This is a genomic window from Pseudorhodoplanes sp. (genome assembly GCF_059499825.1).
Map to the genome: position 1 here is coordinate 111,603 of NZ_JCABZI010000020.1, position 22,023 is coordinate 133,625.

Genomic DNA, 22,023 nt, shown 5'->3' on the forward strand with positions numbered 1-22,023 from the left:
CGCGCCCCGACCCCAGGAGACCTCCGCCATGGCGCAAGATCACCGCCTGAATCTCGATCCTTTCACCATCGACCTCTTCAACGAAACCGCTCTCTCATCGAGCCTGAGCCTCGGCATCACCGCCTGCGCCAGTGGTGTCATAGCCAATGACGACGATGAGCCTGAGCCCACGCCGCCGTCACCGGCGCTGCGGGTCGCTCCGCACGCGACACAGCCGGCAACGCCTCAAGGCATCAATTTCGTCCTCGACTGCGACCGAGGCCTGGCCGCGAGCTGGAAGGATCGCGCTCGCGACAGCATCGCGGCGATCCGGCTCGCCGCACAGATCGAAGCTGAGCAGCGGCCGGCGACGCTGGATGAGCAGTACCGGCTGATCCGCTTCACCGGCTTTGGCGCCTCCGACCTCGCAAATGGTGTCTTCCGGCGGCCGGGCGAAACGGCGTTTCGCAAGGGCTGGGAGACCATCGGCGGCGCGCTGCAAGATGCGGTCAGCGACGCCGACTACGCGTCGCTCGCCCGCTGCACGCAATACGCCCATTTCACACCGGAGTTCATCGTCCGGGCGATGTGGGCCGGGCTGCAACGGCTTGGCTGGTGCGGCGGTCGTGTGCTGGAGCCAGGCGTCGGCACGGGGCTGTTCGCGGCGCTCATGCCGGACGCCTTTCTCGATTGCGCGCATGTCACCGGCGTCGAGCTCGATCCGACGACGGCGCGCATCGCCCGGCTGCTGCAACCGCGCGCCCGCATCCTCACCGGCGATTTTGCGCGCACCGAGCTACCAGCGAATTTCGACCTCGCCATCGGCAATCCGCCGTTTTCCGATCGCACGGTCCGTTCCGATCGTGCCTATCGGCAACTCGGGTTGCGCCTGCACGACTACTTCATCGCGCGGTCGATCGATCTGTTGAAGCCTGGCGGGTTCGCAGCCTTCGTCACCTCGCATGGCACGATGGACAAGGCCGACGCGACGGCGCGCGAGCACATCGCGAAGGTTGCCGATCTGGTCGCTGCGATCCGGCTGCCGCAAGGCAGCTTCTGCGCCGACGCCGGCACGGACGTCGGCGTCGATATCCTGTTCTTCCGGAAGCGGAAGCCGGGCGAGCCGAAGGGCGACGCTGCATGGCTCGATCTCGATGAGATCCGGACCGCCACGGCGGACGAAAGCGCTATCTGCGTCAATCGCTGGTTCGCGCGCAATCCCGGCTTCGTACTTGGCACGCACGCTCTGACCGTCGGCCCATATGGCGAGACCTACACCTGCGTCCCGCAGGCTAGCGTCGTTCTCGATGCCGCGTTGGATGCCGCCATCCGTCTCCTCCCGGAGAGCCTCTATGACGGCGAGCTGGAAGAGGTCGATTTCGACTACGGCGACGTGCCGGACGCGAATCCGGCGTTGCCGCGAGAGGCGCGCGTCCGCGAGGGCAGCTACTTCGTCGATACGCGCCGCGGGCTGATGCAGCTCGTCGACGGCGAGCCGGTCGCGGTGAAGGTTCGAAAGGGTCGGGGCGACGAGGGCGTCCCGGAAAAACACGTCCGGATCATCCAAAAACTGATCCCGATCCGCGATGCCGTGCGTGATGTCCTCAGCTGCCAGGAGCAGGACCGGCCATGGAAGGATGCGCAGGTTCGCATGCGCATCGCCTGGTCGAGTTTTTTGCGGGACTTCGGCCCGATCAACCACACGACGGTCTCGATCTCTGAGGACGAGTCGACCGGCGAGGTTCGCGAATCTCACCGCCGGCCGAACCTGCAGCCCTTCCTCGACGATCCCGATTGCTGGCTCGTCGCCTCGATCGAGGATTACGATCTCGATACGGATACGTCCAAACCCGGGCCGCTGTTCAGCGAGCGGGTTATCGCGCCGCCTGCCGCGCCGGTCATCACCTCGTCTGCGGACGCGCTTGCGGTCGTCCTGAACGAGCGCGGTCGGGTCGATCTCGATCACATCGCCGAGCTGCTGCATCGGGATGTCGCCGACGTCGTCGCCGAGTTGGGCGACGCGATCTTTCAGAACCCGGCTGACGGCGCCTGGCTGATGGCGGACGCTTATCTGTCGGGGCCGGTCCGCGACAAGTTGAAGGTTGCGGAAGCGGCTGCAGCACTCGACCCCGCTTTCGAGCGCAATGTTCGCGCCCTCGTCGCGGTCCAGCCGGCCGATCTCCGCCCGTCCGACATCACCGCGCGCCTCGGCGCGCCCTGGATTCCAGCCTCTGACGTCGTCGCATTCGTCAAGGAGACGATGGGCGCGGAGATCACGATCCGCCACATGCCTGAGTTGGCGTCATGGACAGTGGATGCGCGCCAGCTGGCCTGGCTGGCGGCGGGAACCTTCGACTGGGGCACCGGCCGCCGCCATGCCGGCGAGCTGCTGACCGACGCGCTCAACAGCCGCATTCCGCAGATTTTCGACACGGTGAAGGAGGGCGGCGGCGAGCGGCGCGTGCTCAGCGTCGTCGATACCGAAGCCGCCAAGGAGAAGCTGCACAAGATCAAGATCGCCTTCCAGAGCTGGGTCTGGTCCGATCCCGATCGGACCGACCGGCTGGCGCGGGTCTACAATGATCGCTTCAACAACATCGCGCCGCGCGCCTTCGACGGCTCGCACCTGAACCTGCCCGGCGCGAGCGGCGCATTCGCCCTCTATCCCCATCAGAAGCGCGGCATCTGGCGGATCGTCGCGGCAGGTTCGACCTATCTCGCCCACGCGGTCGGCGCCGGCAAGACCATGACCTTTGCCGCAGCGGTGATGGAGCAGCGCCGGCTCGGCCTGATCGCCAAAGCCATGCTGGTGGTGCCGGGCCATTGCCTGGCTCAGGTCGCGCGCGAGTTTCTGGCGCTTTATCCGAACGCCCGCATTCTCGTCGCCGACGAGAGCAATTTTACGAAGGAGAAACGCCACCGCTTCCTGGCGCGCGCCGCGACCGCGACCTGGGACGCGATCATCCTCACCCATTCGGCGTTTCGCTTCATCGACGTGCCCAGCGCCTTCGAGCAACAGATAATCCAGGACGAACTGAAACTCTATGAGACCCTGCTGACGAAGGTCGAGACCGACGACCGCGTCTCGCGCAAGCGCCTGGAACGCTTGAAAGAGGGCTTGAAGGAGAGACTGGAGGCGCTGGCGACCCGCAAGGATAATCTCCTGACCATCGCGGAACTCGGCATCGACCAGATCATCGTCGACGAGGCGCAGGAGTTCCGAAAGCTCTCCTTCGCCACCAACATGTCGACGCTGAAAGGCGTCGATCCCAACGGCTCACAGCGCGCCTGGGACCTTTTTGTGAAGTCCCGCTTCGTCGAGACGAAGAACCCCGGCCGGGCGCTCGTGCTGGCGTCGGGTACGCCGATCACCAACACGCTTGGCGAGATGTTTTCGGTGCAGCGCCTGATGGACCATGCCGCGCTTCGCGAGCGGGGGCTGCACGAGTTCGACGCCTGGGCCTCGACCTTTGGCGACATCACGACCGAACTCGAACTGCAGCCATCGGGCAAATACAAGCCGGTCTCGCGCTTCGCCAGCTTCGTCAACGTCCCCGAGCTCATCGCGATGTTCCGGAGTTTCGCTGACGTCGTCCTGCCTGACGATTTGCGGCGGCATGTGAAGGTGCCGGCGATCTCGACCGGCCGCCGTCAGATTTTGACTGCCAAACCGACATCGGCCTTCAGGACCTATCAGCGCCTGCTCGACGAGCGCATCAAAGCGATCGAGATGCGCGACCGGCCGCCGGAGCCCGGCGACGACATCCTGCTCTCAGTCATCACCGATGGCCGCCATGCCGCGATCGATTTGCGCATGGTCGATCCCGGCAGCGACAACGAGCCGGAGAACAAGCTCAACCTGCTGATCGGGAACGCCCTGCGCATCTGGCGCGAGACGACGGGCAACGCTTATGTCCGGCCTGACGGCAAACCCTATGAGGCGGCGGGCGCGGCGCAGATGATCTTTTCCGACCTCGGGACGATCAGCGTCGAGAAGAGCCGCGGGTTCTCGGCCTATCGCTGGATTCGCGACGAGCTGGTCCGGCGCGGTGTCCCGGCCTCCGAAATCGCCTTCATGCAGGACTTCAAGAGATCGGAGGCCAAACAGAGGCTGTTCGGCGATGTCCGCGCCGGCAGGGTTCGATTCCTGATCGGCTCGTCGGAGACGATGGGCACAGGCGTCAATGCCCAGCTTCGGCTGAAGGCGCTGCATCATCTCGACGTGCCCTGGCTGCCCTCGCAGATCGAGCAGCGCGAGGGTCGGATCGTGCGGCAGGGCAATCAGCACGACGAGATCGACATTTTCGCCTATGCCACCCAAGGCTCGCTCGACGCCACCATGTGGCAGAACAACGAGCGAAAGGCTCGCTTCATCGCTGCTGCGCTCTCGGGCGACACCTCGATCCGCCGGCTCGAGGATCTCGGCGAGGGGCAGGCCAGCCAGTTCGCGATGGCAAAGGCGATCGCGTCGGGCGATAAGCGGCTGATGCAGAAGGCCGGGCTGGAGGCCGAGATCGCCCGGCTCGAACGTCTTCGCGCCGCACATCAGGACGATCAGTTCGCCGTGCGGCGGCAGCTTCGCGATGCCGAGCGCGATATCGAGACCTCCACGCGTCGCATCGATGAGATCGACCGTGACATCAAGCGCCTACTTCCGACCGCTGGCGACGCATTTGCGATGACCGTGACCGGCAAATCCTATGGCGAGCGCAAGGATACCGGTCGCGCTCTGCTCCGGGAAATCCTAACGCTCGTGCAGATGCGGCAGGAGGGCAAGGTGACCGTAGCAACGATCCGCGGGTTCGACCTGGAATTCATCGGGGAGCGCGCCGGGCGCGACGGCTATCGCTATGAGACGATGTTGCTTCGCAGCGGGGCTGAACACGAGATCGATCTGCCAGTCACGGTGACGCCGCTTGGCGCGGTGTCGCGGCTCGAACACGCGCTCGGGGATTTTGAATGCGAGCGGCAGCGGTATCGTCATCGGCTCCCTGAGGCGCAGCGGCGGCTGGCGGCGTATCGGTCGCGCGAGGCCGGGGAGTTCACCTTTAGCGAGGAGCTGGCCGAGAAGCGAAGGCAGTTGGTCGAGATCGCGACGGCGCTGGCAAGCGATGTCGGCGGCGCGGCCACGGCCAACGCGGCTTAAAGGTGCCTTCGGGCGACCTTCCGGGCAATGGGCGGTCTTTGGACCGAGTCCTCTAAAGTTCGCGATCGGAGGGCGATCATGTTGACAGGCGCTTCTCGTCGTCGATCAGCACAAGACGCGATGGACCCGATCCGGCCCAAGTCCATAGAACCAGATTGAGGTCGTCTGCGCTCGCGCCCGGCGCAAAGCTTCTGACGAGCATGCCACTATAGCCTGTCGCCTTCAGCCGGCGCGAAAAGGCTTGCGTCCTGGCCTCGCCCTGGTTCTTCATCTGATCACGCCAGGACGCGTCTGCGAGCCCGGCTGGGTCCATCGTCTCCGCCGCCAGCGCAGTCTCGTCGCGACAATCGAAGATCGTTTCGATCTCGGCCTCATAGGAGACGAGCGTCGTCGGCTGAAGACTGCCGGCCCGATTGGCTTCGCGCAGCGCTGTCATGATCGAGAGCGACGCATAGAGCGCCGGCATTCCCTTCGGATTGAACCGGCCACCATGGAGCTCGGCGCCACGCCCTGACAAAGGCTCGCGCGCATAGACCGGGTTCAACGCCCGATAGAGTTTGCCTCGGTAGCGGATCGGCACGGCTCAGGCGTGAACGCCAACGTCGATCGCGTCGATATAGTCGAGCACCTCGTCGGTCCGCCCTGCACGCACGAGCTGCATCGCCGTCTGGCCCGAAAAACCCGACAGCGGTTCGGACCGATACCAGGCGTATGCCATCATCGCCGATCCGAACCGCGGCTCGACCTTGTTGATGACTTCGATCATTTCGCGCAGGCGCCGCTGGGTCTTGTCGGACACGACCCTGTCCTTCCGCTGGATCGCGTCCTTGCCCAGCCCGGCCGTTCGGGCAATTTCTTCGCTGGTCGTCCGGAAGGCATCCGCGACGCGGCGCGGAGCGATCAGCCCGTTATCGGCATATTGGGCGAGGCCCATGTCGCGATCCCCTTAATCGCCATTTATTCTGACGCAAAATAGCGTCAGATGGAGAGAAGCACAAGGGGAGGCGAATGAAGAACATCTTGCTCGCCGATCGGCCATTCCGGTGGTGCTGGCGCTCAACCGCCGCCGTCGCGATCCCGGCCCATCGTCCTTCGCAGGGCTTGCGCCCCGCTTGGCCATCCGGGCCGAGATGCTCGACCGCAGTTGCACCGGCCTGTCCGCTCCGCGGGCTTGGGAGGGGTCTTCGGGAAGAAGACTGAACCGGACAGGTCGAGGCCTTGGTCCGGCTACCTCTGAAGGAGCAGTCCCATGCATCTCATGAAAGTCGATCCGCGCGCGCTGAAGGAGAATTCCGATCGCTCGCGCCAGACCAAATCCACTCCGCAGGCCGACGCATTGCTGCTGGCGACGATCAAGGCGGTCGGGCTGGTCCAGCCGCCGGTGATCGCGCCGGAGATCGATGGCGGCAATGGCTACATCATCGATTCCGGGCATCGCCGGGTGAAGCAGGCGATCGCGGCCGGTCTGGAAGAAATCGAAGTGCTCGTCGTCGATGCCGCCAACGACAATGGCGCGATGCGCAGCATGGTCGAGAACATCGCCCGCGAGCCGTTGAACCCGGTCGATCAGTGGCGGGCGATCGAGCGGCTCGTCGCGCTCGGCTGGACGGGAGAAGCGATCGGCATCGCGCTTGCCTTGCCGGTGCGCCAGATCAAGAAGCTCAGGCTGCTGGCGAATGTGTTGCCTGCGATGCTCGATCACATGGCCAAGGGCGACATGCCCAATGAGCAGCAGTTGCGCGCGATCGCATCCGCCAATCTCGACGAACAGCGCGAAGTCTGGAAGGCGCAGAAGCCCGGGAAGGCCGACCCGCAGGTGTCGTGGTGGAGCGTGGCGAATGCTCTCTCGAAGAAGCGCATGTATGCGCGCGACGCAAGCTTCGGCGACGATCTGGCCCAGGCCTATGGCATTGCATGGGTCGAGGATCTGTTCGCGCCGGCCGACGAGGACAGCCGCTACACCACCGATGTCGAAGGGTTTCTTGGCGCGCAACAGGAATGGATGACCATCCACCTGCCCAAGCGCGGCGTCATCACCGACGTCAACAATTATGGCCAGGTCGTGCTGCCGCCGAAGGCCGAACGCGTCTACGGCAAGCCGGGCAAAAGCGACCGCACCGCGATGTATCTCGACCGTGACGGCAAGGTGCAGAGCGTAAACTTTCGGCTGCCGGAGCAGAAGAAGAGCAAAGCCGCCGACGAGGCGGAGGGCATTGAGGCGATCGTCATGGCCAAGCCCCGTCCGGACGTGACCCGCAGGGGCGTCGAGATGATCGGCGATCTGCGAACCGATGCGCTGCACGAGGCGCTGGCGCGGGCGCCGATCGAGGACGACACGCTGATGGCGCTGCTCGTGCTCGCACTCGCGGGCCGCAACATCTCGGTTCAGTCGGGGGCGTCAGACGACGTCTACGGATTTGCCCGGATGGAGCGTCATGCCGTGCAACTGGTCGATGGCGACGGGAAACTCGTCTTCGACCGGGACACGCTGCGCGTCGCGGCCCGGTCCGCCCTGATCGACGTCCTCTCGGCCCGCGAAAACCGGACGAACAGCGGCATCGTCGCTCGCCTTGCCGGCGACGCGATCGGTGCGGACGGGTTCCTGCCCACCATGGGCACGGAAGAGTTCCTGTCCTGCCTGTCGCGCCAGGCGCTGGAGCGCTCCTGCAAGGATACTCCCGTGCTTCCTCGCGCCCGGGTGAAGGACACGCGCGCCGCGCTCGTCGAGCACTTCAAGGAGCAGCGCTTGGTCCATCCGTCGGCGGCGTTCGCGCCGGCCGCAGCCGAGGTCGCGACCTGGCGCTCGAAGAGCGCGGTCGGCATGGATGACGACGCCGACGTCACGGCGGACGATGCCGATATAGGGTCCGGCGATGCCGCTGCATTCGACGACGTCGATCCTGAAACGATCGACGAAGCCTACCGGGTCGCTGCGGAATAGTTACGACCTCCTCACTCACGTCCGATCGACATCCCGCCGCCGGCCTCGTGCCGGCGGCGGTTTCGTTTCCAAGCAGCGCCATCACGGAGGACGAACATGTCCGCGCACGCAATTTATGATCATGCACCCATCGGCTCGACCATTATCTGGTCCGACGGCACGCCGCGGCCGCCGGAGCGCTTCACCAGGAAACTCGCGGCCTGGCTGACCAACAACGGCACGGGCCGCCTGATCCGAAAGCTGCCTGGCAGGAGCATGGGCACTCTCAGCCTGTCGGCCAGCTTCACCCTGCATGAGGCTGATTTCGGCGCCGGCGTCGTCGTCGCGATCCGGGTCCATCGCGCCTTCTCGCTGGACTCGACCCTCGACTTCAGCGTTGTCGAGCGCCTGGCGATCGGGTCCGTGCGTGTTTTCGATCGTGCAGGCGAGGGTGCCGAACTGGTCCATCTCGCGCCGCATCGGCCAGCAGCGGAGGAATGGCTCTCCCGCCATAGCTATCCTCAAGCAGTGCTCGAAGAGATCACAGCGGACGAGGTTGGCGCTGCCGTCATCGAGGGGCGGGCGGCATGAGCGACGTACATTCTTGTGAAGCTACCGCTGCGACGCCTGGAACCCCGGAGATCGAGTTCGGCCGATCGGCAGATAACCTCCCTGTCGCACGGGTGGCTGAGACGGCTTTCGCCATGCTGCCGGCGCGCGACGGTCATCATTATCTCGCTACGGGCTGGCGCATTCCGCGCCCACTCACCGAATGGCGTCGGTCCTACTTTTACGGCCATGCCGGCAGCCTGGATAATGAGGCCGCGTTTCACGCCAAGGTCCGGGAGTACGCAGAGCATCAGTGCGAAAAGAGGGCGCTCGGTCGCAAGGAAATCCGCAGCAGGGCGCAGACGCCATGGGGCATGTCGCAGGGCATGACTGTCTACGCCGAGGGCGTCGAATCCTATTCGACCGCCGGACATGGCGGCTACAAGCTCTCGACCGAGCGCAACGGACAGGTGCATCCGCTCCTGCGCGCGGAAGACGGATGGTACGAAGAAGACTGCGCCTGGGCGATCGTCGCGATCACCTTCCCTGACCTCTTCACCGGTTTCGAGCGGCGCTGCGCCGAACGCTCGGTCAAGGATAGCTGGCCCGACGCATGGGAGACGATCTTCGGCGTCTTGCTCGGACCAGGCGAATCCTATGAGAAGGACCGGCGGGCTTTTCATGATGCACATGCCGGCGACTGGATCGTGGTTTCGGCGATCACGTCCGAGCATCAAAAGGGGTTTGTCGAATGCGTCGCCACGCTCGGCGACCGGCGCGGCACCGGGACCGAAGAGCGCCGCTTTCTCGTTCCAGCGGACGAGTATGCGGTCGGCCGGTTCGGCTTCGTCATCGATCCGAGCCGTCATGCTGTCTATGGCGGTCCTTCCAGCTTCCTCGGCTGGCAGCGCGGAGCGTTGTCGTGATCATCGCGCCCGAGGCATTGGCGCAGCTCTCCCGCATGGAGGAGGCGCGCCGTCAGGTCCAGCGCCAGCTCGAGCTGATCGACCGGCAGATTACGCGCCGGGCGATCACGTTGGTCCCGCAGCAGCGCAAACGCCATGGCGATCGTCGAGGCAACTCGTCCGGCATGTGCACGGTGCTGGAATGTTATCGCTCGACGCTTGCCGCGCTGACAGCCGAGCGCCAGCCGGAGATCGAGGCGCTGTCGCGCAAGCTCGCGCGGCAGGACCGGGCCATCGCCGCCCATTGCGAACGTCATCGGATGTTTGCTCCGGGCGCGGCGTGACCGGGCGATGTGGGGGTCGGCCGTTGTAGGTCCGTCAGATCCGAGGCGATCGGCGGCGCATGGCTGCGAGGCCCAAATGTCCGTTTCGTTTACGTCGCTGACGCAAGGCCGGGCTGGCCCTCGTCCTCTCGGGTTTGCCGCGGTCTGAACCGTCGGCCAGGCGCTTCAAGGCCGCGTTCCGCGCCGCGTGGCGGCCGGCCTTTGGCGATCTCGCAGACGAGGCGCAGCGTCCTTCGCAAGGGCAATCGCCCTGCTTGGCCGCAGGCCTCGTCCGCTCGCCTGGCATAGGCCGGGCCCTGATGCGCCAGGGCTTTCGACGGTCCGGATCGACCGCACCCGAGGGGACGACGGCCAGGCGCCGATCCGGCTCCGAGGGCGCAACCGAAGAAAGGACTTTTCCCATGGCCAAGACCGTACATTCACCCCGGCAGACCGCCCGCGTCGTGCCGTTCCGCAAGAGCACGACCATCGAAATGACCCGGCTCGCCTGCCCCGACACGCAGCAGGCGCTCCTCATCTCCGAGAGTTTTGGGCTCCCTGTCCTCGATGGCGAGGGCATCCGCGACATGCACGAGCGGCTGATCGTGGAGACGGCCACCAGCCTGCAGGATGGGCTCGGTGAGCGGGCGATGCAGATCCACCTGCAACGCATCGTCGGCGCGTATGTCGGCTCGGCCCATGGCGCCGGACAGTTCTACTCCCGCGCGGTCACCGAGGCCCGCGACGCCACTGCCAAATCGGCCTGCGACGCTCGCAATGAGGATGTCGATGGGCCGGTCGGCTTCGACGGCCCCGCTCAGCGAAAGCGAGAATTCGCCGCCGACATGGGCGTCCAGGCGCACGCTCTGCTGATGGCGGCCGAGGGCGCAGTCACCGCCTACGAGCAGGTCATCGGCGAACGGTGGAAGCCCTTCGAGCGAGCCGCCGAGACGACCGGCCCATCCGTTGACCGCAAGGCGGCCGCGGCCCAGATGGCGGCGTTCGGCTGAGCCGGCGTGAGCGGGGCGCCATCCCCGCTCACTATCTCATTGGCCAGTGCGACCGGTCATTGTTCAACGCGCTCTTTTCCCGGCAGGCCTAAGCGGAAACCGGTCCGGGTCATCGTTCCACGGATCGAACACCACCGCGCCTGTCGCGCTAACGACTTTGGTGTTGCGCGTCACGAGATAGAGTTCGTGCTCGATCGCGGTCGCCGCCAGCATCGTGTCGATCACCGTCGGCGGATGACCGCTCGCCCGCCTGATCTCTCCGGACAACCGCCCCCAGGCCAGCACGACCGGGTTGCCAACCCCGAGCATTCGGTCCTTGAAGCGCATCGCCAGAGCATCGCGGGCGGCCTTGTATCTCGGCCGGTCGGGATGGTCGGGAGCCAGATTGTGGATCCCCTTGTCGTATTCGGCCAGCGTCAGGACGCTGATGAAGAAGCTGTCCTCCTGCTGGTTGCGCGCCCATTCCTTGACCGATGGAGCGCCATTGGGATTGATCAGCGCGGCGACGACGTTTGTGTCGAGCAGCCAGCCTTTCAAAGCTCGACGTCCCGCCCGAAATCTGCCTCGCGCGCCAAGTCGAGCCCGTCCAGATGCAGGCTCTCCATGAACTCGACGAAGGGTGCCTGCGGTTCTTGCGTAACCAGACGCTCGAACTCCTCGACGCTCATGACCACGACCGCGTCATGGCCGCGCACGCTCACCCGCTGCGGCCCCTCGGTCCGTGCGTGACGCACGACTTCGCTGAAGCGCGCCTTGGCGTCTTCAAGCTTCCATCGTCCTCGGGGCAACGCCTTGGCCATTCGCGCAGTTCTCTTCACCATAATGATTAATCTAGTCAGATAGTCAGAAGATAGCGGCTATCGGCCCCCGGCGCCAGCCCTCGGACGCGAGATAGGACTGTCAGGTCCGATCGGCCGATCGCGACCCGTCCCGGACGACGGTCTTGGCCGGGACGGCATTGGCTGCAACGGCTTCGCCGTCTTCCACTTCGTTCCAGCCCGCCGGGTGCAGCCATTGCCCGGGCTCCCGGCTGCTCGACCTCCGTGACGGGGTCGCAACGGCTGCGACCTCTACAATGGAGGTTGAATCATGGGCAGGTCAGACAAGAAGCCGCGCGCGGATATCTACGCGAAGATCACCGACAGGATCGTCGCCGATCTAGAGAGGGGTGTGCGTCCGTGGATGCAGCCATGGCGTTCTGGAAACGGCGGTGGAGACATGACACGGCCGCTGCGGCATAACGGCCTGCCCTATAGCGGGATGAACGTGCTCCTGCTCTGGTCCGAAGCTGCAGCGCGCGGATACGCCTCGCCGATCTGGATGACGTTCAAGCAGGCGCTCGAACTTGGCGGTGCTGTCAGCAAGGGCGAGACCGGCTCGACGGTCGTCTTCGCGAGCCGCTTCAAGAAAACCGAAACCGATGCCTTGGGCGATGCGGTCGATCGCGAGATCCCGTTCCTCAAATCCTACACGGTCTTCAACGCCGAGCAGATCGACGGCTTGCCCGCCAACGACCATAACCCGTCTGAACCGCTTTGCGATCCGATCGAGCGGATCGATCATGCCGATCGCTTCTTTGCTCAGACCGGCGCCGTCATCCGACATGGCGGCGATCGCGCCTACTACTCTCCGGCGACGGACCACATTCAGATGCCGCCCTTCGCGGCGTTTCGCGATGGCGGTTCTTATGTCGCGACACTGAGCCATGAGGCGACGCATTGGACGGCAGCTCGGCATCGCGCGAACCGCGATCTCAGTCGCTACGGCAAGGATCGAAGCGAGCGGGCGCGCGAGGAGCTGATCGCGGAACTCGGAAGCTGCTTCCTCTGCGCCGATCTTGGCATCATGCCGGAGCTGGAGCCGCGTCCAGGTCACGCCAGCTATCTCGCTTCCTGGCTCGAGGTTCTGTCCAGCGACAAACGCTTCATCTTTGCAGCCGCGGCGCATGCACAGCGGGCCGTGGCTTATCTTCACGGGCTGCAGCCGCAGACCAGCTCGATCGCGGAGGCTGCTTGAGGTGATCGAGCTCGATGATGTCGAAGCCAGTTCGTGATCACTGAAGGGCGCTGCCACCATGCGGTCCCCGGCTGTTTCCAAGGGCGTTTCCGTCCACTGCGTCCTCGTTGGGCATGTCTGACCGGAGGCCGTCGGCGCTGACGCGCCGTCTCGCTCTCACACCTGCAACGGCCGGGCGCGACTTTCTTCCCCTGGGCCCTGCGGTCCCATTCCTCGCGGGACAAGAAAGCCACTCCCGGCCGTCCTCCACTACGTTGCGGTCCCTTCAGGATGCAGGTCGAGCGCCTCCAGTTTTTCGACTGCAATCGAGGCCGCGATGGGCGATAGCCTCGAGCAACCAGAAGGAACTACGACAATGGCGATCATCGGCAGCTTCACCTCGAACGGCGACGGCTTCAACGGCACGATCAAGACCCTCAACCTCAACGTCAAAGCCAAGATGGTGCGCCCGGAGCGGCCGTCCGAGAAGGGTCCGGCCTTCCGCATCCTCGCAGGCGCTGTCGAGTTTGGCGCGGCCTGGCAGAAGACCTCGGATGAGGGGCGAGACTATCTCTCAGTCAAGCTCGACGATCCGAGCTTTCCTGCCCCCATCTACGCCAACCTGATCGAAGTCGAAGGCACGGAAGGCCTCCAGCTCATCTGGTCCCGCCCGAACCGCAACTGAGTTCCCAGCCCAAGATGGCCCCGCCGCGAGGCGGGGCTAATCATTCCGCCTCACAGCCACGCCTGCGAAATCACCCCGCCCTTTTTACCTCCTCTGTTTGCTGTTGTTTCAAACCACAGCCGGCCCCAAAGAGCCCTCAGCGCGGCTTGTGGTTCAAACCACATCCGACTCAATGGAGCGATCGGCGGGCGCTTTGTGGTTCAAACCACATCTCGGCATTTGTTGGTTCAAACTACACCTTAGCCATTGCGCGATCTGCGCCGTGTCAGCCGCCCTGGTGCTTCCCGCGCGAACTGGAGGGGCTCTCTGGTCGTGCCATGGTACGGCCGGCGGAGCCCGCCTCAAGGACGCGCGGTGCCCCCAAAATGCTGGCGCATTTCGGCTCCCCCACGCGCCGCCTACGGCGGTCGGCTTACGCCGATCCTTGACCCGGTCTCCACCGACGCGTGGGGCGCCTTCGTCCATTCGAGACGAAGGAGGTTCTCATGACCATGCCGATCGATCAGCAGATTGCCGAACTCAAGGCCGAACTGAACAATACCTGCCTGACGCCGCGCGAGCGGCGCGAGGCGAAGCGCGAGCTTGAATTCCTGACGGAGCAGGACCGCAGCGATGCGGAGACGGGATACTTCGCGGATATCGAGGGCTGGGCCCCGATGCACGCCGCCGAGCTTGCCGCACTGCCATTCTGAGCATCACGATCCGAGACGGCCGGTCTGACGCCACGTGCGTCGGGCCGGCCTTTTCGCATGTCGCCTGGCCTGCGCGTGCTCCGCTACGCGCAGGCCAGGAGGCCGTTGGTCTATCGCCGAGGGTGTGGTTTGAACCACACCGTCACGTCATCGCCGCGATCTCCCGCCAGAACACGCTCCGATTGAAATCGTCGGGACTGTGTCGCGTTCGCATGAAGACCATCGTGATCAACAACCAGAAGGGCGGCGTCGGCAAGACGACGCTGGCGGTTCATCTTGCCTGGCACCTGGCCGAAACCGGCGGCCGGGTGCTGCTGATCGACGCGGATGCCCAAGGCAACGCCACCGATACGATGAAGCGTCATCGTGGCGACGTGACGGCTGCCGAGCTGTTTCGACAGGGCGGGGCCCGGGCCCCGATCACCGGCGGCACTGATGGCGTCACGCTTGCGGCCTCGGACAGCTCCCTCACCGATGTCGATCGAGGCGACGCGGCCGGCATCCAGCAGTTCCGCGACAATCTCCGCGCCGGGAGCGCTGCGTTCGACGTCTGCGTCATCGACACCCCGCCCTCGCTGGGATTGCGCAGCGTGGCAGCCCTAGTTGCGGCGAGCCATGTGCTGTCGCCGATCTATCTCGAGGATTATTCGGTGAAGGGCGTGAAAGGCCTGCTCCAGACCGTGATCGGCGTGCAGAAGCGCTATGGCCGATCCGACATGAAGTTTCTTGGGCTCCTGCCGTCGAACTTCAACACGAAGTCGCCCCGCCAGCGGGCGCATCTCGACCAGCTTCTCCGCGAGGCGGGAAAGTACGTCTTTCCCGGTCATATCGTGGCGCGTGATGGCTATGCCGAGGCGGTGGCGGAGGGTGTGCCGGTGTGGAAGCTGAAGAAGCGCTCGGCGCAGGAGGCCGGCCGCGAAATCCGCCTCGTTCTGTCGCGCATCGTCGAGCAGATGGGCTGATCGCATGGCGTTGGATCTGAGTTTCAAGGACCTGGCGGATGCCGCCGAACAGGGCGCCCCGAATGGCCGCGCGCTCAGGGTCGCACTGGACCTGATCGACGAGGATCCCGGTCAGCCAAGGCAGGAATTTCCGGAGGACGAATTGCAGAACCTTGCGGCGTCGATCCGGATCGACGGCATTCTCCAGCCGATCGTGGTTCGGCGCTCCGATCAGGCCGGGCGCTTGATCATCGTGATGGGCGCGCGGCGCTACCGGGCTGCGAAGCTCGCCGAGTTGGTCGAGGCGCCCGTCTTCGTTCAGGACGGCGCTGACGCGAGCCCTTACGCCCAGATGGTCGAGAACATTCAGCGCGACGATCTGAAGCCCAGTGAGATCGCGCGCTTCATCACGGCGCGGCTCGAGGCCGGCGAGAAGCAAACCGAGATTGCTCGGCGTCTGGGCAAGCCGCGCGACTGGGTTTCGCGCTATGCGGCGGTGCCGAAGATGCCGGGCTTCTTGCAGGACGAGCTGGCCACCAGTTCAATCCGTGCGGTCTACGAGCTCTACCAGGCGTGGCGGCAGGAGCCATCCTACGTGGAGCGAGCCGTCAAGGAGCGCAATACCTTCACCGACGCGCAGGCCCGAGAGTTTGCATCCGCTGTCCGGTCGCCCGTCGCGCCAGCGGCAGCGCACGACACAGCAGCAGGGGATGGGGCCAAAGATGCCCGAGCGCCGGAGAACGATCGCGCATCAGCTCGCGAGAAGCCAGCCTCAGGTTCAGCCACAGCGCTGACCGTCCCGGGCAAAAAAGGCGCGATAGTGCGGGTGCGCGCAGGCCAGCGCATCGGCCAGTTGGTCCTCGACGCAAGGCCGGATGCTGAACAGGCGCGCCCCCGCGTCGCCTTCGATGATGGTGGAAGTGAGGACGTGCCTGTTCGCGAGCTTCGGATCGACGCCGTGCTGGTGGGCTGAGCAGCGCGGGCCAGCGCACTGCCAGTGTGTGGTTTGAACCACGCTTCTTCCCCGGCCCGGTTGATCCTCCAGACCTCGACGTGGTGGTTCGCTGTGGGCTGTTCCCATACGGCAGCAGTTGCACCTTTTCGAATCGTTAACCGAGGTGGATGGTGGAGAGTCTTTGGGTTCTATCCTAGTGCAGGATAGGCTTGCCGCCAGCGGATTATTACGTCAAATTGGCGTTGCGATGCGCTTCGGCGCGTCGCTGGTTTTTGCCGCAGCGATGGAGCGCTCGGATGCCAACGCTGACATTGCGGGTTTCGGACGAGTTGGCGCTGCAGTTCGCTGCTCTGGCGGCGACCGAAGGCGGCAAGTCGGCCCTGATCCGCCGGTTGCTCGAGAGCGCTGTCGGCGCACCGGAATCGAAGCGCGCACCGGTCGCGGTCGGCGCCCCGCAGAAGGTGACGGTGCGCTTTCGGGAGAGCGAGTTGCGTCAGCTTGGCGAGATGGCTGCGGCGCGCGGGATGACGCGGACGCAATGGATCACGTCGCTGGTTCGGTCGCGACTCGGCGCTCCGGCGCAGCAGTCGGACGGAGAGCGCGAGGCGTTGCGGTCGATTGCGCGCGAGCTCAATCGGATCGGCGGTAACATCAACCAGATTGCCAGGGCCGCGAATAGCGGCGACGGCACGGCGGGCGGCTCCAGATCCGGGCTGGATGATGCGCGCGGGGCGTTGGAGGCGCTGCAGGGCGAGTTAAAGGAAGTGCTAGACCGAACCAGCACCTACTGGGAGGGTCGCCGATGAGCAGCAAGGGTGCTCAGGAACTGCTCGATGACCTGCCGCCGATCTCCTATGTCTGGCGGACGCCGGTGCGACGGCCACGCGTGTCCGAGGCCGACATTCCCGATCCGGTCGCTCCGCAGCGGGGCACGCCGGCGATGCGGGCCCGTCTCGAGCGCATAGTCGGCCGTGCGCCGGAGGTGATGGTCAAGATCACCGGGCGCACCAAAGACGCCGGACATCTCAAATCCCATCTCGAATACATCATGCGCAATGGCGAGCTGACGGCGGAGACCGAACAGGGCTCGCTCATGCAGGGCAGAGAAGGTCTCAAGGACCTGCAGTCGCGCTGGACTGAGGACACTGTGCTCGACGATAAGCGGCGTCGCGACGGCACGGTCTCGGTCAATATCATCCTTTCGATGCCGCCGGGAACCGATCCGATCGCGGTGAAGGATGCCGTGCGGGCGTTCGCGATCGAGACCTTTGGAGCGAATTACGACTATGTCTTCGTCCAGCATCTCGACGAGAAACATCCGCACGTTCATCTGACGGTTCGTTCGCAGGGCTACAGCGGGAAGCGCCTGAATCCGCGAAAGGCTGATCTGGCAACCTGGCGCGAGCGGTTCGCCAGCGAGCTTCGGATACGCGGCGTTGCGGCTGAGGCGACACCGCGTCGGACGCGAGGCAAGGTGCGCAAACACGACAAGGGAACGGTAGTGGCGCTGCGGCGTCGCGGCGTCGTTCCCGAGACGGACAAGAATGCTCGGGCAGATGTCGTTCGAGCGGCGAAGGGCGGCGCCTTGGAATCGCGACCATGGGAGGCGAAGGCTCGTGAGCGGCAGGTTAAGATACGGGCTCAGTATCTCGCTCATGCCAAGGAACTCGAGAGGACAGGAAAGGCCAGCGATCGGGCTCTGGCGTTGAAGGTGAGGGATTTTGTGGCGAAGATGCCTGATCCGGAGACCCGGCGGGAGCAATTGATGCGGAAGCTAAACTCAGTAGCGCGGCAAGCTCGGCTGGATCTCGAGGCTTCAACCAAGCCAACGGCGCGTATCGACAAGAAGCGGTGATTGTGGTTTGAACCGCAAATTATACGCGCGGCTAAAGCAAGTCACTCGATCGATGAATGTCTTATGAAACGCTAAATGGAATTAGCCGCGATCTGCTGAATTGGCCGAGCCTGAATTGCAGACATCATGCTCGACCTAACGATGATTCGGCGGAGGATCTGCACCCACGCCATGATCCTCAAGGCCAAGACCAGCACGGCCTCAGCCAGCAAAGCGGGTCGGTGGCAAGCCGCGGCAGCCGAGCCCATGGATCGACAACACCGAGCCCGCCAGCGGCTGGCTTGCGCGCTCGGTTTCACTGAGGAACGTACTCGCTGTGGTGATGTAGAGTATGTCGATATCGGGCCCCCCGAAACAGCACATCGTCGGGCAGTGCGTCGGCAACTGCACCAGACGGTCAGGCCGCCCTTGCGGATCGAAGCGCGCGACCGACCAGTCGTAGACGAGGGCGCACCAGTAGTAGCCTTCGTCGTCGAAATTGGCTCCATCGACCCGCCACGGCATATGGCGGGTGTCGATAAACGTGCGCCGGTTCTTGACAGCGCCCGTATCAAGCTCGAAATCGTAGCGGTATAGCGTTTCGCCGGCCGAATCGCCCTAGATCAACACCGGCTCTGTGGGCGAGAACGCCGTGCCGTTGGAGATGATGATGCCCGTGTCCATGCGATGGCATGTCAGATCGGGATCGAGGCGATACAGCGATCCGGTTCGATCGACGCCCCTTCCATCGCGCGAGCCGCACCAGAACCGCCCCTTTGCGTCGCATTTTCCGTCGTTGAGCCGGTTCGCGGGCCTGTCTGGCTCGGGTTGTGGATCGGCGTTACGACGCCCGTATCGAGGTCGATGAAGTCGAACCCGTTCTGCATTCCGGCGACGATGCCACCGGTCGCGCGAAAGGCGAACGCGCCCATTCCCGTCGGAAGGGACCAGGTATGCGGGTTGCCGCCGTCCTGCTGCCGGCGGATCAAGGGACGGCGCGTATCAACCCAGTAGAGTGCGTTCTCCTCGACGTTCCAGGTGGGGCACTCGCCGACGAGGTCATCTCCCTTGTGAAAGACCCTGATATCGTGCCGTACGTCCTTCATGTCGCGCCTCCTGTGGCTTGATATGAACAACCGGGCTCGATGTCACGAACCGGCCATTCGCCCACCGACGCTTCGCGTATCGCCTTTCGCCCGAGTCCTTCAAACCTGCGAACGTCGATCTCCATCCACCCGCGATGCTGGGACGATCCGGCTCGCATCGGTCGAAAGATGGAGGAGGCAACGATGATGTTTGCTGTTTGAAAAAATTGATATTGTCTATTTTATAGCAAGAGAAAAAGACGCTTCTGTCTTCAATGTTTCCATGGCAAACATGCTTCTTGCGTCATATATACCATCTATGCCATTTATTTTCTTCATGAGAATTGCGCTGTAATCTTGCATATCTTTAGCGATGACTTCTGCGATCATATCATGCTCGCCGCTTATGATATAGCATGAAATTACTTCTGGTATCTCGGCCACTTTCGACCAGACTTCGTCCTTATTATAATCTCTTTTCCTGGTCGCGAAAACGAAGGCTCTGATCGAATAGCCAAGTTTATGGTAATCTATAACGGCCTTATATCGCTTGATATATCCTTCTTTCTCAAGCAAGGCGACGCGCCGCAAGCATGGAGTCTGCGTCAGATTGACCTGCTTTGCGAGGTCTTTGTTGGAAATCCGCGCATCGTCCTGCAACGCCATCAGGATGCGAATGTCGCGTTCATCGACACGTTTCCCTGCCGGTTCCGTCGCGTCCATGATCTCTCGTCCTCGTCGCTATGGTGACAAACCCATGGGTTCGATGTCGCTTCGCCTTTGGTGAGTTACGCCAAATCGCAGCCCGTGGCCCGAGGTGGCATTGGTCGCCTGAGTGCTATACGGTTTCAGTTGGAATAATAATCCAATTTTGTGGCGTTTGCATCGATAAAGTCGAAAATCGTTACGCCTTGCTAGCATTGCAATCCCTTGGCTCGTGATCTAGCTGGTCAGTGTCTTGGCCCTCTTGGCCCCACTTGACCCGTGTCGGACGCTGAGACGCGAAGGCCTACTGATGTTTCGGGCTGGATCTGTGCCCGGATATCCGTTCACGTCGAGCGAGTTGAGAATTCGGAGGCTATCTGACGATGCCAACGCAACGCGGCGACGGTCTTGGGTCGGAGGACGGCACGCAGCGCGGCGCGGATGCTTTGGTGTCGATGACGCCGGTGCTGTCGGTGCAGGCCCTGAAGACGTCCTTCAAAGGTGCCGAGGGTTGGCTCCCGGTCGTGCACGACGTCTCGTTCGACGTTGCGGCGAACGAGACAGTTGCGATCGTCGGCGAATCCGGCTCGGGCAAGAGCGTCACCGCGATGTCGATCATGAGGCTCCTGAGGAAAGGGCAGTCGCGGATCGAGGGCCGCATCGCACTCCAGGGTCGCGATCTGCTCCCCCTGACCGAAGCGCAGATGCGGTCGGTGCGCGGCGACGAGATCGGCATGATTTTCCAGGAGCCAATGACGAGCCTCAATCCGGTCCTGACCGTGGGCCTGCAGATATCGGAGGCGTTGCGCACGCATCGCTCGCTGTCGCGATCCGCCGCCGAAGCTGAGGCGGTACGCCTGCTCGATCGTGTTCGGATTCCCGATTCCAAGTCCCGGGCAGGGCAGCATCCCCATATGATGTCGGGTGGCATGCGCCAGCGCGTGATGATCGCCATGGCGCTCGCCTGCAGCCCGAAGCTGTTGATCGCCGACGAGCCGACGACGGCGTTAGACGTGACCATCCAGTCGCAGATCCTCGATCTCATCCGTGCCTTGCAGGCGGAAGAGCATATGGCGGTCCTGTTCATCACGCATGACATGGGCGTCGTAGCCGAGATCGCCGACCGGACGATCGTCATGAACAAGGGGCGGATCGTCGAGGCGGGATCGACGCGGGACATTTTCCGCCATCCCCGCGTGGCCTATACCCAGACGCTGTTGGCCGCTATTCCCAAGCTCGGCTCCATGGCAGGGGAGGCGCTGCCGAAGCGCTTTGCGGCCGCTGCGCCGGCGGCGCCGGGGGCGACGCCCGCAGCTGACACGCGCCAAACCGCCTGCCCCCCGATCCTGAAGGTCGAGAACCTGCAAGTGCGTTACCCGATCCGGGCCGGGCTCATGCAATCCGTGATCGGACAGGTCCATGCGGTCGAGAGCGTGTCCTTCACGATGCAGCCGGGCGAAACGCTGTCGGTCGTCGGCGAGTCGGGCTGCGGCAAATCCACGACCGGCCGTGCCATCGTCGGCCTGGTGAAGCCGACGGGCGGTGCGATCGCCTTGGGCGCGACTGAGCCCGACGAGGCAGGCGCGCCGGCAGAGGAAGGCCTGGCGCGCCGCATCCAGATGATCTTCCAGGATCCGTTCGCCAGCCTGAATCCGCGCAAGACGATCGGCGAGGCGATCGGGCGTCCCATGCGCATTCACGGCCTCGCGGCCAATCTTCGGCAGGCGGAGGACAAGGCGGCGGACATGCTGCAGCGCGTCGGGATGAGCGCCGACATGATCTGGCGTTACCCCCACGAGTTCTCAGGCGGTCAGCGTCAGCGTATCTGCATCGCGCGCGCGCTGTGCCTCGGCCCCAAGATACTGGTCGCGGACGAAGCCGTTTCTGCCCTAGATGTGTCGATCAAGGCTCAGGTCGTCGATCTCATGCTGGATCTTCAGCATAGCCTCGGCCTGTCGTATCTGTTCATTTCGCACGACATGGCGGTGGTCGAGCGGGTCAGCCACCGCGTCGCCGTGATGTATCTCGGCGAGATCGTCGAAATCGGGCCGCGCTCAGCCATCTTCGAGAATCCGCGCCACGCCTATACGAAGCGGCTGCTTTCGGCGGTGCCGGTCGCCGATCCGGAGTTGCGCGGCACACGCGCCTCGCCGGCCGACGAAGAGATCAAAAGTCCGATCCGGCCTCTGGGCTACGAGCCCGTGCGCCGGCGCTACGAGCAGGTCGGCGAGGGACATCTGGTCTTGTGCGACTGAGAGCTGCTTCGAGAGGCCGGCGACGTGCCGGTCCCCTGGCATGC

The 22,023-nt window shown here is 64.1% G+C and carries 19 protein-coding genes and 1 pseudogene; 14 read left to right on the forward strand and 6 right to left on the reverse strand.

Annotation, left to right across the window (positions count from 1 at the left end; genetic code table 11):
- Nucleotides 1-28 precede the first annotated feature (28 nt).
- Nucleotides 29-5,125: a helicase-like domain-containing protein gene (locus tag AC5I5I_RS24580; RefSeq protein ID WP_495977563.1), complete on the forward strand. Its 5,097-nt coding sequence runs from the start codon at nucleotides 29-31 to the stop codon at nucleotides 5,123-5,125.
- A 76-nt stretch (nucleotides 5,126-5,201) separates the two neighbouring features.
- Here AC5I5I_RS24580 and AC5I5I_RS24585 read toward each other — a convergent pair whose 3' ends face one another.
- Together AC5I5I_RS24585 and AC5I5I_RS24590 are read right to left on the reverse strand one after the other, a co-directional pair.
- Nucleotides 5,202-5,699 carry an RES family NAD+ phosphorylase gene (locus tag AC5I5I_RS24585; RefSeq protein ID WP_495977723.1) on the reverse strand — a complete coding sequence of 166 codons (498 nt, stop codon included), beginning with the start codon at nucleotides 5,697-5,699 and terminating at the stop codon, nucleotides 5,202-5,204.
- A gap of 9 nt (nucleotides 5,700-5,708) precedes the next feature.
- The gene (locus AC5I5I_RS24590) at nucleotides 5,709-6,059 is read right to left on the reverse strand and encodes an antitoxin Xre/MbcA/ParS toxin-binding domain-containing protein (protein WP_495977565.1); all 351 of its coding nucleotides are present in this window, start codon (nucleotides 6,057-6,059) and stop codon (nucleotides 5,709-5,711) included.
- Nucleotides 6,060-6,374: 315 nt separating this feature from the next.
- On the opposite strand from AC5I5I_RS24590, the gene AC5I5I_RS24595 reads away from it, so the two are divergent.
- The 5 genes from AC5I5I_RS24595 to AC5I5I_RS24615 all read left to right on the forward strand — a co-directional run bounded on the left by AC5I5I_RS24595 (nucleotide 6,375) and on the right by AC5I5I_RS24615 (nucleotide 10,832).
- Nucleotides 6,375-8,066 (forward strand): ParB N-terminal domain-containing protein, encoded by a 1,692-nt coding sequence (locus AC5I5I_RS24595; protein WP_495977567.1) that lies wholly within the window; start codon nucleotides 6,375-6,377, stop codon nucleotides 8,064-8,066.
- A 96-nt stretch (nucleotides 8,067-8,162) separates the two neighbouring features.
- Nucleotides 8,163-8,636 (forward strand): UCP036055 family protein, encoded by a 474-nt coding sequence (locus AC5I5I_RS24600; protein WP_495977568.1) that lies wholly within the window; start codon nucleotides 8,163-8,165, stop codon nucleotides 8,634-8,636.
- Nucleotides 8,633-9,520, forward strand: coding sequence for a DUF7007 domain-containing protein (locus AC5I5I_RS24605; protein WP_495977570.1), 888 nt, complete (start codon nucleotides 8,633-8,635; stop codon nucleotides 9,518-9,520). The genes AC5I5I_RS24600 and AC5I5I_RS24605 overlap by 4 nt, the downstream gene beginning before the upstream one ends.
- Nucleotides 9,520-9,843: a hypothetical protein gene (locus AC5I5I_RS24610; protein WP_495977725.1), complete on the forward strand. Its 324-nt coding sequence runs from the start codon at nucleotides 9,520-9,522 to the stop codon at nucleotides 9,841-9,843. The genes AC5I5I_RS24605 and AC5I5I_RS24610 overlap by 1 nt, the downstream gene beginning before the upstream one ends.
- 401 nt (nucleotides 9,844-10,244) lie before the next feature.
- On the forward strand, nucleotides 10,245-10,832 hold the full coding sequence (locus AC5I5I_RS24615) for a hypothetical protein (RefSeq protein WP_495977572.1): 588 nt from the start codon (nucleotides 10,245-10,247) through the stop codon (nucleotides 10,830-10,832).
- 63 nt (nucleotides 10,833-10,895) lie between these two features.
- Here the strand turns inward: AC5I5I_RS24615 and AC5I5I_RS24620 are convergent, their stop codons facing one another.
- Together AC5I5I_RS24620 and AC5I5I_RS24625 are read right to left on the reverse strand one after the other, a co-directional pair.
- Nucleotides 10,896-11,369 (reverse strand): type II toxin-antitoxin system VapC family toxin, encoded by a 474-nt coding sequence (locus tag AC5I5I_RS24620; RefSeq protein ID WP_495977574.1) that lies wholly within the window; start codon nucleotides 11,367-11,369, stop codon nucleotides 10,896-10,898.
- On the reverse strand, nucleotides 11,366-11,632 hold the full coding sequence (locus AC5I5I_RS24625; RefSeq protein WP_495977576.1) for a type II toxin-antitoxin system Phd/YefM family antitoxin: 267 nt from the start codon (nucleotides 11,630-11,632) through the stop codon (nucleotides 11,366-11,368). Before AC5I5I_RS24625 ends, AC5I5I_RS24620 begins: the two co-directional genes overlap by 4 nt.
- A gap of 289 nt (nucleotides 11,633-11,921) precedes the next feature.
- On the opposite strand from AC5I5I_RS24625, the gene AC5I5I_RS24630 reads away from it, so the two are divergent.
- From AC5I5I_RS24630 to AC5I5I_RS24660, 7 genes are all read left to right on the forward strand, one after another.
- Nucleotides 11,922-12,848 (forward strand): ArdC family protein, encoded by a 927-nt coding sequence (locus AC5I5I_RS24630; protein ID WP_495977578.1) that lies wholly within the window; start codon nucleotides 11,922-11,924, stop codon nucleotides 12,846-12,848.
- Between the two features lie 355 nt (nucleotides 12,849-13,203).
- A complete protein-coding gene (locus AC5I5I_RS24635; RefSeq protein WP_495977580.1) occupies nucleotides 13,204-13,512 on the forward strand; it encodes a DUF736 domain-containing protein in 309 nt (102 codons plus the stop codon).
- A gap of 485 nt (nucleotides 13,513-13,997) precedes the next feature.
- Nucleotides 13,998-14,204: a hypothetical protein gene (locus AC5I5I_RS24640; protein ID WP_495977581.1), complete on the forward strand. Its 207-nt coding sequence runs from the start codon at nucleotides 13,998-14,000 to the stop codon at nucleotides 14,202-14,204.
- A gap of 212 nt (nucleotides 14,205-14,416) precedes the next feature.
- The gene (locus AC5I5I_RS24645) at nucleotides 14,417-15,166 is read left to right on the forward strand and encodes a ParA family protein (protein ID WP_495977583.1); all 750 of its coding nucleotides are present in this window, start codon (nucleotides 14,417-14,419) and stop codon (nucleotides 15,164-15,166) included.
- 4 nt (nucleotides 15,167-15,170) lie between these two features.
- Nucleotides 15,171-16,118, forward strand: coding sequence for a ParB/RepB/Spo0J family partition protein (locus tag AC5I5I_RS24650; protein WP_495977585.1), 948 nt, complete (start codon nucleotides 15,171-15,173; stop codon nucleotides 16,116-16,118).
- A gap of 278 nt (nucleotides 16,119-16,396) precedes the next feature.
- On the forward strand, nucleotides 16,397-16,906 hold the full coding sequence (locus AC5I5I_RS24655) for a plasmid mobilization protein (protein WP_495977587.1): 510 nt from the start codon (nucleotides 16,397-16,399) through the stop codon (nucleotides 16,904-16,906).
- Nucleotides 16,907-17,085: 179 nt separating this feature from the next.
- The gene (locus AC5I5I_RS24660; RefSeq protein WP_495977589.1) at nucleotides 17,086-17,955 is read left to right on the forward strand and encodes a relaxase/mobilization nuclease domain-containing protein; all 870 of its coding nucleotides are present in this window, start codon (nucleotides 17,086-17,088) and stop codon (nucleotides 17,953-17,955) included.
- 201 nt (nucleotides 17,956-18,156) lie between these two features.
- Here the strand turns inward: AC5I5I_RS24660 and AC5I5I_RS24665 are convergent.
- Both AC5I5I_RS24665 and AC5I5I_RS24670 read right to left on the reverse strand, forming a co-directional pair.
- Nucleotides 18,157-19,040: pseudogene (locus tag AC5I5I_RS24665) on the reverse strand (SMP-30/gluconolactonase/LRE family protein).
- Nucleotides 19,041-19,256: 216 nt separating this feature from the next.
- Nucleotides 19,257-19,742, reverse strand: a complete 486-nt coding sequence (locus AC5I5I_RS24670) for an Lrp/AsnC family transcriptional regulator (protein ID WP_495977591.1) — start codon at nucleotides 19,740-19,742, stop codon at nucleotides 19,257-19,259.
- A 437-nt stretch (nucleotides 19,743-20,179) separates the two neighbouring features.
- On the opposite strand from AC5I5I_RS24670, the gene AC5I5I_RS24675 reads away from it, so the two are divergent.
- Nucleotides 20,180-21,979 carry an ABC transporter ATP-binding protein gene (locus AC5I5I_RS24675; protein WP_495977727.1) on the forward strand — a complete coding sequence of 600 codons (1,800 nt, stop codon included), beginning with the start codon at nucleotides 20,180-20,182 and terminating at the stop codon, nucleotides 21,977-21,979.
- Nucleotides 21,980-22,023 lie beyond the last annotated feature (44 nt).